At 49.3% G+C, this 16,491-nt stretch carries 12 protein-coding genes; 7 read left to right on the forward strand and 5 right to left on the reverse strand.

Translation table 11 applies throughout. The features are described 5' to 3' along the window. Positions 1-28: 28 nt before the first annotated feature. On the forward strand, positions 29-1,663 hold the full coding sequence (locus ACZ5NB_RS03745; protein ID WP_460231639.1) for a dihydrolipoyllysine-residue acetyltransferase: 1,635 nt from the start codon (positions 29-31) through the stop codon (positions 1,661-1,663). Between the two features lie 85 nt (positions 1,664-1,748). Here the strand turns inward: ACZ5NB_RS03745 and ACZ5NB_RS03750 are convergent, their stop codons facing one another. From ACZ5NB_RS03750 to ACZ5NB_RS03770, 5 genes are all read right to left on the reverse strand, one after another. Next, on the reverse strand, positions 1,749-3,743 hold the full coding sequence (locus tag ACZ5NB_RS03750; RefSeq protein ID WP_460231640.1) for a hypothetical protein: 1,995 nt from the start codon (positions 3,741-3,743) through the stop codon (positions 1,749-1,751). Between the two features lie 144 nt (positions 3,744-3,887). Next, a complete protein-coding gene (locus ACZ5NB_RS03755; protein WP_460231641.1) occupies positions 3,888-4,349 on the reverse strand; it encodes a flavodoxin family protein in 462 nt (153 codons plus the stop codon). Positions 4,350-4,404: 55 nt separating this feature from the next. Next, positions 4,405-5,643 carry a hypothetical protein gene (locus ACZ5NB_RS03760; protein ID WP_460231642.1) on the reverse strand — a complete coding sequence of 413 codons (1,239 nt, stop codon included), beginning with the start codon at positions 5,641-5,643 and terminating at the stop codon, positions 4,405-4,407. Between the two features lie 6 nt (positions 5,644-5,649). After that, positions 5,650-6,222 (reverse strand): MiaE family protein, encoded by a 573-nt coding sequence (locus ACZ5NB_RS03765; RefSeq protein ID WP_460231643.1) that lies wholly within the window; start codon positions 6,220-6,222, stop codon positions 5,650-5,652. 143 nt (positions 6,223-6,365) lie between these two features. After that, on the reverse strand, positions 6,366-7,124 hold the full coding sequence (locus tag ACZ5NB_RS03770; RefSeq protein ID WP_460231644.1) for a class I SAM-dependent methyltransferase: 759 nt from the start codon (positions 7,122-7,124) through the stop codon (positions 6,366-6,368). A gap of 451 nt (positions 7,125-7,575) precedes the next feature. Between ACZ5NB_RS03770 and ACZ5NB_RS03775 the strand changes: the two genes are divergently transcribed. From ACZ5NB_RS03775 to ileS, 6 genes are all read left to right on the forward strand, one after another. Beyond that, positions 7,576-8,052 carry a (2Fe-2S)-binding protein gene (locus tag ACZ5NB_RS03775; protein ID WP_460231645.1) on the forward strand — a complete coding sequence of 159 codons (477 nt, stop codon included), beginning with the start codon at positions 7,576-7,578 and terminating at the stop codon, positions 8,050-8,052. Beyond that, positions 8,049-10,304, forward strand: coding sequence for a xanthine dehydrogenase family protein molybdopterin-binding subunit (locus ACZ5NB_RS03780; protein WP_460231646.1), 2,256 nt, complete (start codon positions 8,049-8,051; stop codon positions 10,302-10,304). The genes ACZ5NB_RS03775 and ACZ5NB_RS03780 overlap by 4 nt, the downstream gene beginning before the upstream one ends. Positions 10,305-10,457: 153 nt before the next feature. Next, on the forward strand, positions 10,458-12,041 hold the full coding sequence (gene murJ, locus ACZ5NB_RS03785; RefSeq protein WP_460238250.1) for a murein biosynthesis integral membrane protein MurJ: 1,584 nt from the start codon (positions 10,458-10,460) through the stop codon (positions 12,039-12,041). Positions 12,042-12,124: 83 nt separating this feature from the next. Beyond that, positions 12,125-12,556: a CBS domain-containing protein gene (locus tag ACZ5NB_RS03790; protein WP_460238249.1), complete on the forward strand. Its 432-nt coding sequence runs from the start codon at positions 12,125-12,127 to the stop codon at positions 12,554-12,556. 97 nt (positions 12,557-12,653) lie between these two features. After that, the gene (gene ribF / locus ACZ5NB_RS03795; protein ID WP_464107844.1) at positions 12,654-13,616 is read left to right on the forward strand and encodes a bifunctional riboflavin kinase/FAD synthetase; all 963 of its coding nucleotides are present in this window, start codon (positions 12,654-12,656) and stop codon (positions 13,614-13,616) included. 64 nt (positions 13,617-13,680) lie between these two features. After that, the gene (gene ileS / locus ACZ5NB_RS03800; RefSeq protein ID WP_460231650.1) at positions 13,681-16,482 is read left to right on the forward strand and encodes an isoleucine--tRNA ligase; all 2,802 of its coding nucleotides are present in this window, start codon (positions 13,681-13,683) and stop codon (positions 16,480-16,482) included. Positions 16,483-16,491 lie beyond the last annotated feature (9 nt).

The raw sequence follows: 16,491 nt of genomic DNA on the forward strand, positions 1-16,491 counted from the left end.
CCTAATTCGATTTTACTAAGGAAAACGCGTGGCAACTCAAACTGTAAAGGTTCCTGATATTGGTACAGATGATGCGGCAGAAGTGGTTGAGGTCTGTGTATCAGTTGGTGATGTACTGGAGCTGGAACAATCTCTCATTGTGTTAGAGACAGATAAGGCGTCGGTTGAAGTCCCTTGCCATACGGTTGGCAAGGTGATTTCAATTTTGGTGAACGAGGGCGATCAGATAAAAACGGGTGCGCCGATTATAGAGTTGGACACTTCCGTTGATTGCGGAGAAAACAGCGCCGAAGAAGAATCCCAGCCTACACAAGAACAGCATGCCGAAGCAAGCTCGGAACCCTCTACCGACACTACCGAAGCGGCGCCACCTCCAGGCGGAAAAGCGGCGGAGAGTTTCGAAGTCAAAGTGCCAGATCTAGGGGGTGCGGATAGCGTTGAAGTTATCGAAATTTCCGTTTCTGCTGGTGACGACGTGAGTGAGGGAGATTCCCTAATTGTCATCGAAACGGATAAAGCGTCTGTCGATGTACCTAGTCCGGTTTCGGGCAAAGTGGTGAGTGTGTCTTTGTCTGAGGGAGATTCAGTTAAAGAAGGGCAGTTGGTTTGTATGATTTCATCGGCTGCGGCTGGCGAAGTAAACGAGCCGCAGGTCGATACACCCCCGAAAGCGGCAGAGCAGACAGCAGCGGAAATCCCTAAAGCTACAAAAGAAAAAGCATCGCAGCCTGCGCAGACCCATTCCGCTGCGGTAACGCTTCCAGACAGTCAAGGCGAAGTCTATGCGGGCCCGGCAGTAAGAAAACTGGCCCGACAATTGGGTGTTGATCTTAAAAAAGTAAAAGGTACCGGACCACGTAATCGCTGCACTAAAGAAGACCTTCGCAAGTATGTGCGTGACCTTATTGCAGATAAGTCTAGCGGTGGTATCCCGGCTATACCCGATATCGACTTCAGTAAATTTGGCTCAGTTAAAAAAGTTAAATTATCGAAAATACATCGGCTAACTGCGTCGAATATGCAACGCAGCTGGTTAAATGTACCGCACGTAACGCAGTTTGATGATGCCGATATATCCTCACTGGAAGGTTACCGTAAAAGTAAAAAAGCGGATGCTGAGCAACGCGGTATTAAGATATCTCCAGTGCCTTTTATTATCAAAGCCTGTGCTCTCGCGCTGCAAAAGGAGCCTAGTTTTAATGTTTCGCTAGATTCAGATGGCGAGCACATGTACCAAAAAGAGTACGTACATATTGGAATGGCCGTGGATACGCCAGCGGGTTTGGTTGTGCCGGTGATTCGTGATGCAGATAAAAAATCCATTTGGGAAATTGCTGAAGATGTCGCTGGTTTGGCGGCCAAAGGTCGCGATGGCAAGTTGACGCCGCGCGATATGCAAGGCGGATGCTTTACTGTGTCGAGTTTGGGAGCAATCGGTGGCCAAGGTTTTACACCGATTGTGAATGCGCCAGAGGTGGGAATCTTGGGTGTATCAAAAGCCAGTATTAAACCTTGGTGGAACGGCAAAGAATTTGAACCGCGGCAGATGCTGCCGTTATCGTTGTCTTATGATCATCGGGCGGTCAACGGTGCTAATGCAGGACGTTTTCTGACATACCTGGTTGAGGTCTTGCAGTCGTTAGACGGGTTAACTCTCGAGTAATAAAACAATTGCTCGCGCTGGGTCATGGCAATAAAAAAAGGGGCTATACGATGTAATCGTATAGCCCCTTTTTTGCGTTCTATATTTATGGTGTTTCAATCAATAGCGCTAAGCCTAACTGAGTTGGTTCGCTTGCCCCGTTTGGCGTAAAGCTTGAGCCTAATATGGCAAGGTTTCCTGCCGCGTTGAGAAAGCCTTCAAGACTGTAGCTATCGCCATTGCTATCGACGAAACTCATAGTGAGTTCGCCAGTTGCTAGTAAGTTGATAGTAACTGGTGTGTTGGTGAGGGCTATTTGGTTTCGAGTGATTCCGGCATTTCGGCTCGGCTGATTCAAGACATCGACGTTACTGTTCAGCGTGCCGCTGCTTGGAGAGCCAATATCTAGTACTGATGCAAACGGAGCTGAGCTAATGCCAATCGCATCACCTGTCATGGATAAGTTAGTAAACAGTAATCGGTAAGATTTTGCGGTCAAGTCGATCAATGAGCTTGGACGTTTGACTGCCCACTGGATTTCCTGTGTCGTCGAGAGTGTTTCAGGGTCTTCCTCTGCTCCATCGTCAGTGCTGTCAGCAATCACCGCACCATAAAAGTCGAAGTTGGCGTTCACAAAGCCTGTTGGTTCTTCTGTGTCTCTCAAGGTAACGTTACCGTTTTCATCTATCGCATAGCTGCCATCGGTATCAGTAAAAGTCGCGCTGAGATAGTCGGTGCTATTGCTGCCGGTCCGTGAAAGAGTTTGGCGAGTACCGCTGGTGAAAGTTACGGTGTCGATACCATCAAAATTCATTTCATCTTTGGTTAGCGCGGCCTCGACGCTACCATCATTCTCGATGGATGTTGTGATAGCAACCCGCCCAAAATCGCCTGATAGATCGCTAGTGCTGGCTTCAGTGGGAATGCGGGTGCTTAGAACTAGACCCCGAGTAAAATCGTCACCCGCTTCTTCAGCTGGGTCGATGACTTCATCATCGTCATCGACTACTCGGAAGTACTCGCTATCGGTCTTGCTTGGAAGGGCAAACACGTTAAAGTCCGGAGAGAATTGATACTCCACTACGGCTGGCTGGGTATCTCGTCGGTAGTCGCCATTGAGACTTTGCAGCAATCCTACTTGGGAATACAAAATGTTGTCGGAAGAGAGAAGACCTCCGCTGCTACCCGATAGTGAAGATTCGCTGGCATTGAAATTTATGCTGTTGTCGGCAAGTAGTTGAGAAAAAGCAGTATCTTGGAATACAGGGCTCACGAGTAAATACCCATCATCGCTGATGCTATCGTCAACCAGATTCCATTGGCTGTCCCATACCGTGAGGCTGAATTGCTCGATGACATGGTCAGCATCACCGTCTCCAACCATGGCCCAGCGAAATTCACTTAGACGGTAGGAGTCGAGCACATCCGACGCGCTGCCGTGTGTTGCTAGTAATATTTCTATTTGCTTATCGAGAAGTGGGCCGACTTCTGTCTCTAGTTGTGTAATGGTGTCTTCAATACTGGCCCCGACGGGAAGTTCGTAGTCATCGATAAACGTGTAAATGGCTGCTACTAATGCCGGATTGAGTTCGGATAAGTCAAAACCATCGTTGATAAAACGGCGCAGTAGCAGCTCAGTGTAGGGGTTAATATCGGCACGACCGCGCACTACCTGCCCACGAAAATCTGGACCACCTAGAACACGCACAATGAGGTCGCCACTTTCTTCAATCTCGACCCCTTCTGGGACAATCAACGTAAATCCCCCGTTACTTTGGGTAATGGCGGTATCAATAACGTCGCCTACCTGAGTCCCCGTGTCATCGATGTAGACTAGCTCCACCTCAGCACCTACAACGGGTTCTATACCAGTCAGTGCGGCGTAGGCAGAAGGGATCAGCCAATTAGCAATATCCCGGAGAAGAGGGGAGGGTTGTAATTGGGCGACTAGGCCATTGGGTGCTTCAACGACGCCACTGATAAAGTCCGCTTCGATTGGCGGCTGGTATGGCTCTATCTTGTCACGGTTGTCACCACAACCTGCAATCAAAGCTGATGCGGCGAATACAAACGCCGAGCAGGTTAGTAAATACTTCCTCATGTTTCCTCCAGGCAAGGTTAGCCCAAGTGGTTTTGTGCCAGTCGGGCAAATGGTCGGCCCGGATTATACGGGCTGGGGTTGTGTGGCGGTAGGGCGAACTTTTTTCTTCTTGCAAAAACCAACGGTCTCGCGAAATAAGGCAATCTAAAATATTCCTGCGTCTAAGCCGGCGGCGATGGTTAGCCCAAGCTCTTCCCAGTCGCTAATAAAGCGAGAGTCGAAGTCACCTTTAGAGGTTAGCGGAGGCTGAATCTCACGCCATTTCAAGCCGGAGATGATCTTCTCCATGGCGATTTTGGTACCCGTTCCGTCGAGACCGGCGCGAATGCCAATGGCATAGGGTAGGCCTTGTTTGAGTTCGAGGCAGGGATAGTAAACGCGGTCAAAAAAGTCCTTCATTGCGCCACTCATGTAACCGAAGTTTTCCGTCGTGCCCAAAAGAACCGCATCAGCCCAAAGCACATCCTCTGGCGTTGCTGAGAGTGGCTCCACAACGCGCAGCGTTACGTCACTGATATCAGGGTGGCTGGCACCCTTGACGGCCGCATCTCGCAGCTTTTGAGTGTTACTAGATGGGCAGTGAATGTTGATCAGAAGGTGTTTCATTTGAATGATGTATCCGCGTGGTTGGCTGCATTCGACAAGTTGTTATGTATAGGGTTCAACGATGAGTGAGCGTCGCGAAATTCTCGAAGGCCAGTTGGCATGGTAGTGGAGGGTAGGCGTGTCGTTGTGACTCATGAACATACTTGAGCGTCCTGAAGGCATCAAACCACCAATGGATGTGCTTCAGAGCGTGGGAGCCGCGATGTTGCTGTTTGTTGAGGTGTTGCCATAGGTCGATGAAAGAAAGCTGGTCGACCATGCGCTGGTTGGCTTCCGAAAGAGCAGAGCGCCATAGGTGAAATTGGTTGACGCTGTCAGCGTTGGCGAGTTCAGAAAAGCTGCGCAGCAATGTTTGTAGCTCTACAAAAATCACCGGGTCATAACAGCCAAAGTTATTTGGCTCTTTTAATCCAAGAATTTTTTCCACGCTCGGCCCGGTTCCAAAGGGCGCACGATTGGACAAGCGTGAGTCGATATAAATGGGTGAGCCAGATAATGATTTAATGGGCGCTAATTTGGCCAGTTTGTTTAGTAGATAAAAGTCTTCGCCGCCATTTTTTTTGGGAAAGCCACGCACTTGGCAATAGTGACGAACTGAAATGGCCAAGCAGGAGCCGATAGTGTGAAATGCATAAGGCGACCCGGCAAAGTTAAGTCCATCGACATAATATTGTATGGATTGTTCGTAGAGACGAGTTGCGCGAGTGGTCGGGTTGTCGGGTCCACGATGTGAAAAGCGGTACACGTAGGCTGCGCACAAAGGCTGTTGTTCAGTCTGTAAGAAGTAATCCTCTGGCAGGTTGGCATCTGCATCTGTCGTGTGAATGACCTCAGACAGGATTTGGTCGTTTGCCCACAGGGTAACTGCAATGTCGAGTCCTATTTTTCTTGCCAGCCCCACACCTTGTTTGCGTGGGATCCTATTGGAGGCTTGTGAAAACCGATCGACAATAAGGATGGCTCTCCCCAGCCGCATCACCAACACTAATTTGCCTTTGCGCCACACTATGGCGCCATGTGTAGTGAGGTAATCAAAGAGAGTCTTGTTAATGGTTGAGCTATGGTCGTGATCTTGGCTGAGGTCTGGTTCATTGATTACGACAATTAACAATGCATGTTCATTAAACTGCTTAAGCCAGCGATCAACAAATTCGTGTGTTTCGTTGTAAGCGGGAATGACGACAGCGTGTTTAAAACCGTTCTGAAATTCGCTCGGTAAGGCGAAATCTTTAAGCAGCGTAGCCTCAGCTTCGCAATACTTATCGAGGTATTTTGTTACTTGTTTATCGGCCATTGCTAGCTAATGCAATGCAGCCCGGTAGGGGAGTCGGCTTATAATATCAGCTTCGATATCGAGCATTTCTCCAAGGCGTTCCTCCACTTCATCAGCAGGGAAATATTCTTTTGCCAAATCAGTGAACAGCGTCGCGTGACGGGATTCGGAGCGACCAATAGCTGTATAAAACCGCTTTAGTTGAAGATCTTCTTGTGCATCGGCAATTAAGCTAAACCGCTCGCAGCCACGAGCTTCGATAATGCCCGCGGATATTAATCTGTCGAGCAAATAGGGCTCGCTGTCTTTGCGAATATGTTTGCGAAATTGGTTGATGTACGGGTCTTTTTCGTCTGCGGCGAGTTGTATATTGCGCTCTGTCATGATTCGGACAACATCGCGAAAGTGAGTCATTTCTTCAATCGCTAAATCAATCATGGCTTTCACTATCGCGGGGCGATCGGGGTAATGCGATAACATTGATACTGCCATGCCCGAGGCTTTTTTTTCCGCCGCTGCGTGATCGATTAAAAAAGCGTTGAAATCGGCTAGCACAATTTGAGTCCAGGTGTCAGGTGTTTGGAAGCGTAGTTGGATCATGATAGAGGTTACGTGAGGGTGATTTGTGTAGGCGCGGTATTTTACGGGGAGAATGCGTGTTAGTCACTGACTGCCGGATCTGGAGTGGGGTGCCAATAGGGGGTCACAGTGCTGTGACCCCCTTTTTGTGCTGTTGGCTTTAATTACATCGGTTTTTTAAGCTTTAACAAGAATCGGTCAGTTTTGCCTCGAAGCCCAGGGCCAAATACGCCTTGGGTGTGGTCGTCTTCGCTGTTGCTTAATAGATCGCTGCTAGTTACTTCGTAACCGGCTGCTTCGGCTGCCGCAATGGCTTGTGCTTTGGTCATGCGGTGCAACTTATTGTTATCGGCTTCCGGATTGCCGTCGTGGTCAATTAAGCCGATAACCCCGCCTGGCTTTAGTGCCTTTTTCACATCTTTTAACATGGCAATTGCATCGTCGGGATTGCGGTTATAAATGTCATGAAAGTTGAGGGCAGTAATCGCGACATCAACTTCATTCTCCAGACCCATTGCATTGAAGTCAGCGTTTATTCGTTGGACGTTGGGAAGTCGGTTTCCAGCAAGACGCTCGGTTAACGCCTTGTCATAATAGCCGTCACGGAACTTCAAAAATGCCGGAGAGTTTTGCGCATACACTTTGCCTGATTCGCCAACGGCAAGTGACATGACTTCGGTATACCAGCCGCCAGACGCCATTAAATCGAGGACAGTCGAGCCTTCATTAACGCCGAGAAAAGCCAGCACCTCGGCAGGTTTTCGACCTGCATCACGCTCGCTATCGCCCGCTGTGCGTTTGTCGGAGTTGAGTGCGCTCTGGATCTCACCGGCTCCAGCGATAACGTGAGTCGAAAGCACAAAGAGAATCGTTGTTAATGTTCCTGAGAATAACCGCTGAGAAATATGGCGTAGTTTACGCATGATGAGTTCCTCTCCTTTCTTTGTTTATTGTTCCACACCTTTCGTTAGAAAAGCGGGTTTGAATGGTGACCTTATTATTTTGATTTAACTAGCGAGGGCAGAGTGTGTACTCATTCCGGAGTTTGGTAAAGCCGCTAGAAAAACAATTATATTTTTTTACATGATGTTTCATGAATAAAACTTCTGATGCCTCTCGCTTAGATTGGGGCGGATAAAAAAATGCTTTTTCCATTAATATAACAATCTGATTCTTCATCGGGTCGCTTTAGGTCGCATTGTTATTCTTAATGCTAGGTATTAACTATCGCCTGTTTTGCGCTTTACCTCGCTTGCTGCCACCTTGTGACGTAGAGCCTGTTATGGAATGTATAGTTGCTTGACTTTGATCTGTCGGGGCGTTAGAACACTGGGTTTACTATTCAAGCCTCTGACGACTGAACGGAACGAGCTCATGTCTACTATAAAACTTTCAATTAATGGTCAGGAACAAACCGTAAACGAGGTTGATCCATCCACACCTCTTTTGTGGGTATTACGCGATTCTTTGGGATTGGTCGGCGCTAAATACGGTTGTGGCATCGCACAGTGCGGTGCGTGTACCGTGCATGTCGATGGGCAGCCAGTGCGCTCATGTTCGACGCCTGTCTCGTCTTTAGAAGGCAAACAAATTACTACCATTGAGGGCCTGGCGGATGACGGTAAGTTGACCGCAGTCCAGCAGGCATGGGTAGACCACGACGTTGCGCAATGTGGCTACTGTCAGGCTGGTCAGGTAATGTCCGCGACGGCGTTACTGCAGGCAAAGCCAAATCCAACCGATGAAGAAATTGACCAGGCAATGTCTGGTAACTTCTGTCGTTGTGGTACTTATAAACGTATTCGTGCGGCGATCCACACGGCGGCTGAAAATCAAGGAGAGAAGGCATGAGTCATCTAAACCCTCAGTCCGATATTCCTGATCCAATTCTCGCCGAGCTGTTTCAGCAAACGGAGTCAGCTCTAGCAAAGTTGCCTGCAGCCTCGTTAGGTCGTCGTTCCTTTCTCAAGTTGATGGGTGTCGCAGGGGGAGGTTTGACCCTCGCCGTGGGAATCGCCCCTCAACTGGCCGAAGCTCAAGACCGTGAAGGCGATTTACCAACGCTAACTGCTTTCGTGCGCATAGCACCAAGTGGCGAAATTTATATTTACGCTGTCAATCCTGAGATTGGGCAGGGTGTTAAAACGTCCCTGCCCATGATTATTGCTGAAGAGCTGGACGCCAGCTGGGACGATGTCATTGTCGAGCAATCCGCTATCGATTCTCGTTATGGCCGGCAGTTTGCGGGTGGTTCACTGTCAATCCCGATGAATTGGATGGCGCTCCGTCAAGCTGGCGCTGCGGCTAGAGCTATGTTGGTCGCGGCTGCTGCAAAACAGCTCAATGTCGATGCGGCGTCGCTGAGAACTGACAGCGGCGCTGTGATTGCGCCGGATGGCCAGCGTTTAAGCTATGGCAGCTTAGCCGAGGCCGCGGCGAAGCTAGATGTGCCCAAGCGTGTGCCCATGAAAGATCGCAGCGACTTTAAGTTGCTGGGTAAGCGAATCACTGGTGTTGATAACGAGGCTATTGTGACTGGTAAGCCTTTGTTTGGTATCGATACACGTCTGCCGGGTATGCTTTACGCCTCTTTTGCGCGATGCCCGCAGTTTGGTGGTGTTGCTAAAAGTGCAAATCTCGAAGACATCAAAAAAATGTCGGGTATTAAAGATGCCTTTATTTTGGGTGCGAAAGGCACACATGCTGATCTGCCATCAGGCGTTGCTATTGTGGGCAACTCCACCTGGTCTGTGTTTCAGGCGCGCAAGCAGTTGAAAGTGGAGTGGGATACTAGCAAAGCATCTACTCTAAGCTGGACCGATAGTGCTGCTAAAGCGAAGTCTTTGGCTGCCGAAGACGGTGAGAAAGTCGTCTCCGAGAGTGGTGATGTGGCTGCGGCGTTTGGTGATGCAGCGAAAACAGTGGAAGGTTTTTACACCTACCAATTCGCTTCACATGCGCCATTGGAGCCTCAAAACTGTGTGGCGTGGCATAAAGATGGCAAAATGGAAATTTGGGCGCCTTCTCAGACCCCGCAGCGTGCGCCTGCTAGCGCTTCTGCGGCGACTGGGATTCCAGCGTCAGACATTACAATCCACCAAACGCGTATTGGTGGTGGGTTCGGTCGCCGCCTTCTCAATGATTATGTCGCTGAGGTGGCTGCTATTGCTCAGCGTGTTGACGCTCCAGTTAAGCTACAGTGGACGCGAGAGGAAGATATACAACATGATCACTTCCGCCCAGGCGGCTTCCACTCGCTGAAAGGTGCAGTTGGCGCCGACGGTAAGTTATCAGCTTGGCAAAATCACTTCATTACCTTTGCATTTGGCGGTCGACCCGTCAGTGGTGGTTCATTAGCTTCCGATGAGTTTCCTGCGCTCAACGTCGACAACTGCAAAGTGACCCAAACTCAACTGGATACTGGCACACCTTGCTATGCTTGGCGCGCTCCCGGTGCGAATGCGTTTGGTTGGGTTATGCAAAGCTTTGTGGCTGAGCTAGCTGATGCGGCGGGTCGTGATCACAAAGAGTTTCTGCTCGAAGTGATGGGTGAGCCTCGTTGGTTTAAAGAAGGAAATACTCGATCACTGAATACCGGTAGAGCGGCTGACGTAATTAAGCTAGCAGCCGAGAAAGCGGGCTGGGGTAAAACTTTACCTCCAGGCAGAGGTATGGGTTTGGCGTTCCATTTCTCCCACTCAGGTCATATTGCTGAAGTGGCCGAGGTGAGTGTTGACGCCAACAAAAAGGTCACTGTGCACAAGGTGGTAGTTGCCGCAGACGTTGGTCCAATCGTCAATTTGAGTGGAGCTGAAAACCAAGTAGAAGGCAGCGTTGTGGACGCGTTAAGTACCATGGCTGATCTCGAGGTGACAATGGAGGGGGGCGTGGTTGAGCAATCTAATTACCATAATTATCGCCCGCTAAGAATGCGTAGTACCCCGGAAATCGAAACTCACTTTATCCAATCTGAGTTTGCGCCGACGGGGCTGGGTGAGCCTGCGTTCCCACCTCTTGCGGCGGCTGTTTGTAATGCCATTCACGCAGCAACTGGGCATCGTATTCGCACCTTGCCGTTTAGCAAGGAAGGTTTCAGCGTTTAAATCTTCTCAGGTCTTCGAAAACCCTTATCAGTTTCGCTGGTAAGGGTTTTTTATTGCTCAAAAAAATTAAGTGGTCTCATCTCAGGGTTGCAGGTACGATGCTGTCCCTCATTCCCTACAGTTTTCAATGTGTTATAGGCTCTACCTTCAAAGATGAGTGACATTCAGGCGACGCAAACGTCCCATAAACTGCTGAAGTCGAGTGCGGTTGTAAGCTCGATGACTATGCTGTCGCGAGTGCTTGGCTTAGTGCGTGACAATATTTTGTTCCGCTACATTGGTGCGGGTGCGGATGCTGATGCATTCTTTCTTGCCTTTAAAATCCCCAATTTTTTGCGGCGTTTATTTGCCGAAGGGGCTTTTGCGCAAGCCTTTGTCCCGGTTCTTTCCGAGTACAGGGAAGCTGGCTCAGTTGCGGCGGTGAAGGAGCTGATTGATCGGGTTGCAGGGTGTCTAGGGGCGAGTTTGCTGTTGGTTACCGTGCTAATGGTCGTCGGTGCACCGGTGGTAACCGGAGTGTTTGCGTTAGGCTATTGGAATGATCCTTATAAGTTTGGGCTAACCACTGATTTTATTCGATTTACCGCACCTTATTTATTTCTTATCTCCATGACCGGCTTTGCCGGGGCGATCCTTAATAGTTTCGGTTACTTCGCAGTACCAGCCTTCACGCCAGTGCTTCTCAATGTTTGCTTGATTTCGGCGGGAGTTTTCGTATCGCCAATGGTTGACCCTCCAGCGTTAGCGCTTGCTTGGGGGGTGTTGGCGGCGGGCATCGTGCAGCTGACCTTCCAATTACCCTTCTTGATGAAGATGGAGTTAATGCCGCGTCCGCGCATGGACTGGCATCACCCAGGAGTAAAAAAGATACTCAAGCTCATGGTGCCAGCGCTCTTTGGCGTGTCAGTGAGCCAAATAAATCTGACGCTCGATACAATACTGGCGACTTTGTTGCCTACCGGGAGCGTATCGTGGCTGTATTTCTCTGATCGCTTGTCGGAATTGCCTCTCGGCGTGTTTGGCATTGCAATCGCTACTGTCATCCTTCCTAGCTTGTCTCGTCAACATACGTCGGACAATGGCAAGGATTTTGGTCTTACGCTGGACTGGGCTGTGCGTATGGTGTGCCTGCTGGGTGTGCCGGCTGCAGCAGCGTTATGTGTTTTGGCGCAGCCGATTTTGTTGACGCTCTTTCAATATAATCGTGCCACGGTGGCTGACATCACGATGTCGAGTTACAGTCTCCAGGCATACAGCTTAGGGCTAGTGGCGTTTATGTTGATTAAGGTGTTGGCCTCAGGTTACTTTTCCCGCCAAGATATGAAAACCCCCGTGCGTATTGGTGTCATCGCTATGATCGTTAACATGGTGTGTAACGCGGTATTTGTGTTCTCGCTGATCGGTTACGGGTTGGGGCACGTTGGCTTGGCCTTGGCTACAGCAGCGTCTGCAACGCTCAACGCGGCTCTTTTGTTTAGGGGGTTGCGACGCTTAGGTGTTTATCATGTCGGCCCTCAATTTGGCCGCTTTGCTTTAGCTTTGGTCTCGGCAACGGTCGCCATGATTGTGGTTTTAGTGCTGTTGCTTGATCAATGGGGTGGCTGGATTGATTGGGGTTGGTGGCAGCGTTCCCTTCATCTGGCAGGTCTGTGTTTTGCTGGTTTGTTCACCTATGCTGCCACACTATGGCTCTGCGGGTTGCGACCTCAGCATCTCAAGGCGCCGCACCGCGCTTAGTTCGTGAATTCCTGTGCTAATCTCAATATATCGGTAACCAATATTGTTGCCGGTATTGAGCGATATGGTGATAGGAGCCTGGTATGGATATGTCGCAACCCGTGTCGAACTTGATGAGCGTCCATGTGCATGGTGTGGCGCCCGACGAGCCCTTGGAGCTTATCCATGAAATCCTAACGGACGTTCACTACCATCATTTGCTGGTCGAAGAGAATGAACGCCTGATAGGCATCATTTCAGATCGTGATGTCTTATCCAGCCTGTGCCCGCACATTGGGACAGATCATGAATCGGAGGCGGATCACTCCCTGCTAGCATTGTCGGCGCAGGATATTATGACCAAAGACCCGATTACCATTTCCCCTCACCAATCCCTTAGCGATGCGGCTGGGATCCTACTTAAGCATGAAATTTCCATCTTGCCGGTGGTTGATGCAAGCAATGTTGTGGTCGGTATTCTGAGTTGGAAAGATATTCTCCGAGCAGAAATTAAGCCCGACGACCTCCCCCACTGATCTCGTCCCACGGTAGGCGCTGTGCGCCTCCTGGGGTATACTCCCGCCTTCGTTTTGCCCCAACAATGATGAAGGCCCAGGGAGCCGTTGACCCTCCGTGACCGAACAACCCAAGCAACTGATTCGAGGCCGGATCAACCTTCGACCCGAGCATCACGGCAGTGTTGTGACGATTGGTGCGTTTGATGGAGTCCATCTCGGGCATCGCGCGGTCCTTAAGCAGGCGATTAGCAAAGCACGGCAATTGAATTTGCCCGCAGTTGCCATCATCTTTGAGCCATTGCCTCGCGAGTATTTTCAGCGCAGTCAATCTGTGGCGAGGATTTTGCCCTTTCGTGAAAAGTGTTTAGCGCTCTTTGAGTGTGGGATTGATCGGGTGCTGTGCTTAAGCTTCAATAAAGCGCTGAGCCAACAGTCGCCTGAAGATTTCATCGAAGAAATTTTGTTGGAAGGGCTCGGCGTAAAGCACTTGGTAGTGGGGGATGACTTTAAGTTCGGCCAGCAACGCCGCGGCGATAAGGCGTTGCTTGAACAGTATGCCGCTCAGCATGGTTTTACCATGGAAAGCGCTCAAACTGTTTGTCTTGAAGGTGAGCGAGTGAGTAGTACACGCATCCGTGAATTGCTCGCGCAAGGAGACTTTGCCTCCGCAGAGGCTTGTTTGGGGCGTCCTTTTACCATTGCGGGGCGAGTTAAATATGGTCGCCAACTAGGTCGGCAGCTGGGGGTGCCCACGGCAAATGTTGATCTCAAGCGATTAACATCTCCATTTATAGGGACTTACGCTGGTCATGTAAATACTCGGGCAGGTGAGTATTTTGCTGTTATTAATGTGGGTATGCGCCCGACAGTGAATAATGAACCTAAAGCGTTGTTGGAAGCGCACCTGTTGGATTTTTCTGGCGATTTGTATGGGCAGCGTGTTGTTGTGCGTTTTCAGCATAAACTACGTGACGAACAAAAGTTTGAATCGTTGCCGTCCTTACAGGCGCAAATCCAGCAAGATATTAAAAACGCGCAAACGTTATTTAAAGTGGACGCCGCAAACAAAACAACATAGAGGGGTTAGGTTGTAGAAGGTCGCAGCCACTCCAAATTATTGACATCAGGTTATTACGACATCAATGACGAACTATAAAGATACACTAAATTTGCCAAAAACTGCTTTTCCTATGAAAGCAAATCTCGCTCAGCGTGAGCCACAAACCTTAAAACGTTGGCAGCAAGAGAATGTTTACCAGCAGATTCGAGATGCGCGTGCGGGTTGCGAGAAGTTTATTTTGCATGATGGTCCTCCCTATGCGAACGGCAATATTCACTTGGGGCATGCAGTTAATAAAACCTTAAAAGATATTATTATCAAAGCCAAAACCTTGAGCGGCTTTGATGCCCCTTACGTGCCGGGTTGGGACTGCCACGGCTTGCCTATCGAACATCAAGTCGAGAAAAAAATCGGTAAAGCCGGTGTTAAGGTCGATCACAAAACCTTCCGCAAAAAATGTCGCGAGTATGCGACCAAGCAGGTCAACGGCCAGAAGCAAGACTTTATTCGTTTAGGTGTGTTCGGTGATTGGGATGATCCCTATCTCACCATGAACTATGAATTCGAAGCCGATATTATTCGTGCGCTGGGTAAAATTGCCGAGAACGGCCACCTGCAAAAAGGCTTTAAACCTGTGTATTGGAGTGTGGTGGGTGGTTCTGCGTTGGCGGAAGCAGAAGTTGAGTACCAAGATAAAACATCTTTCTCAATTGATGTGAAATTCCCCCTTGTCGATCAAGCGGCGATTGAACCCATCATGCCTAACCTCACCGGTTTGGGTGAAGTTAAAGTCGTGATCTGGACCACCACGCCTTGGACATTGCCTGCGAACCAAGCAGTTTCCGTTAACCCTGAGCTGCGTTACGTGGCCGTGCAAGTGGGTGAAGAGCGTCTAATTGTTGCAGAGGATTTATTGGAATCCATCAGCCAGCGTGTGGGCTGGGAAAGTGTGCCTATCGTCGGTGAATGCGATGGTGCAGATTTAGAAAATATTTTATTGCAACATCCATTTTATGATCGCCAGGTCCCCATTATTCTGGGTGACCATGTCACTACCGACGCAGGTACTGGTTGTGTTCATACTGCACCCGATCATGGCATGGACGACTTCTTGGTGGGCAAAAAATACGACATCGGTACCTTGAATTACGTTAATGCCAACGGTGTCTATGGCGATAACGTTGAGATCTTTGCTGGTGATCACGTTTATAAGGTCGATGAAAAAGTTATCGACCTGTTGAAAGAGCGTGGCGCATTACTTAACGAAGCAAAAATCACCCACAGTTTTCCGCATTGCTGGCGAACTAAAACACCACTGATTTTCCGCGCAACACCACAGTGGTTTATTTCGCTCACGCAAAATAATTTGCTGGGTGCCGTGAAAGACGCCATCAAAAATGTTGAGTGGTTGCCTGCATGGGGCGAAGCGCGCATCGAAGGGATGGTGGAATCCAGTCCCGATTGGTGTATCTCTCGTCAGCGCACCTGGGGTGCGCCTATCGCATTGTTCGTGCATAAAGACACACAAGCGCTGCATCCTGAGATGCCGCATTTAATTGAAGAAGTCGCGCAACGTGTTGAGAAAGAGGGGATGGATGCCTGGTTTGATCTTGATCCCTCTGAGCTGTTGGGTGCTGAAGCGGACAATTATGAAAAAGTCACCGACACGCTCGATGTTTGGTTTGATTCCGGTGTTACCCACTTTGCTGTGTTGAAAAAACGCGAAGAGCTGCGCTATCCAGCCGATTTATATTTGGAAGGTTCGGACCAACATCGTGGTTGGTTTCAGTCGTCTTTAAAAACCGCTATGGCGATTGAAGGGGAGCCTCCTTACAAGCAAGTCATGACTTACGGTTTTACGGTCGATGCTGATGGACGCAAAATGTCGAAGTCACTGGGTAATGTCATTTTGCCTGGCGAAGTGATCAATAAGCTCGGTGCTGACGTATTGCGTTTGTGGGTGGCGTCAACCGATTGCTCGTCGGAAATGAATGTTTCCAATGAGATTCTGAATCGTTCGTCTGACTCTTATCGTCGTATTCGAAATACAGCGCGTTATTTGTTGTCTAATATAAACGGATTTGAACCCGAAAATGACGCGGTGGATTTCGATGAAATGCTGGCACTGGACCGTTGGTTGGTAGATCGCGCTGCGCAATTACAAGACGAAATTATTGAGCTCTACGATAAATATCAGTTCCACACCATTTATCAGCGTTTACACAATTTCTGCGTCGTAGATTTAAGTAGTTTCTATCTCGATATTGTTCGTGATCGCCAGTACACCACCAAGTCGGATAGTTTGGCGCGCCGTTCTGTACAAACAGCGATTTATCATGTGGCGGAAGCATTTGTTCGCTGGATTACACCGATATTAAGTTTTACCGCCGACGAAATTTGGCAACTGCTGCCAGGCGACCGTAGCCAGTCTGTGTTTGCAGCGCGCTGGCACGAGCTGGCACGTTTGCCATCGGGTGATACCTTTGGTACTGATTATTGGCAGCGTTTTATGACGGCGAAAGACGCCGTTAATAAACAAATCGAAGCAGTGCGAAAAGCCGGTGATGTGGGTAGTTCGCTGGAATGTGATATCACGCTTTATGCCGACGAGCATACCCATGCTTTATTTTCACAACTTGGCGATGAATTGCGTTTCGCATTGCTCACGTCATCGGTTGAATTGTTGCCACTAGACGATGGTGCGCAAGGAGAAGCAACGGATTTGAGCGGACTTCGAGTCAGTATTGCGAAAACACCCAATGAAAAGTGCGAACGCTGTTGGCATTACTTGCCCGAAGTGGGCAAATTAGATGCTCACCCTACGTTGTGTCAGCGCTGTGTTGATAATATTGATGGTGCCGGTGAAACCCGCCATTTCGTGTAATGTTTTCAA

Source organism: Aurantivibrio plasticivorans (assembly GCF_055392955.1).

Excerpts from the sequence above, each read along its gene's own strand:
- ACZ5NB_RS03790 (WP_460238249.1), top strand. The coding sequence starts at position 12,125 with ATGGATATGTCGCAACCCGTGTCGAACTTGATGAGCGTCCATGTGCAT.
- ileS (WP_460231650.1), top strand. The coding sequence starts at position 13,681 with ATGACGAACTATAAAGATACACTAAATTTGCCAAAAACTGCTTTTCCT.
- ACZ5NB_RS03755 (WP_460231641.1), bottom strand. The coding sequence starts at position 4,349 with ATGAAACACCTTCTGATCAACATTCACTGCCCATCTAGTAACACTCAA.
- ACZ5NB_RS03760 (WP_460231642.1), bottom strand. The coding sequence starts at position 5,643 with ATGGCCGATAAACAAGTAACAAAATACCTCGATAAGTATTGCGAAGCT.
- ACZ5NB_RS03750 (WP_460231640.1), bottom strand. The coding sequence starts at position 3,743 with ATGAGGAAGTATTTACTAACCTGCTCGGCGTTTGTATTCGCCGCATCA.
- ACZ5NB_RS03770 (WP_460231644.1), bottom strand. The coding sequence starts at position 7,124 with ATGCGTAAACTACGCCATATTTCTCAGCGGTTATTCTCAGGAACATTA.
- ACZ5NB_RS03780 (WP_460231646.1), top strand. The coding sequence starts at position 8,049 with ATGAGTCATCTAAACCCTCAGTCCGATATTCCTGATCCAATTCTCGCC.
- ACZ5NB_RS03765 (WP_460231643.1), bottom strand. The coding sequence starts at position 6,222 with ATGATCCAACTACGCTTCCAAACACCTGACACCTGGACTCAAATTGTG.
- ACZ5NB_RS03775 (WP_460231645.1), top strand. The coding sequence starts at position 7,576 with ATGTCTACTATAAAACTTTCAATTAATGGTCAGGAACAAACCGTAAAC.
- murJ (WP_460238250.1), top strand. The coding sequence starts at position 10,458 with ATGAGTGACATTCAGGCGACGCAAACGTCCCATAAACTGCTGAAGTCG.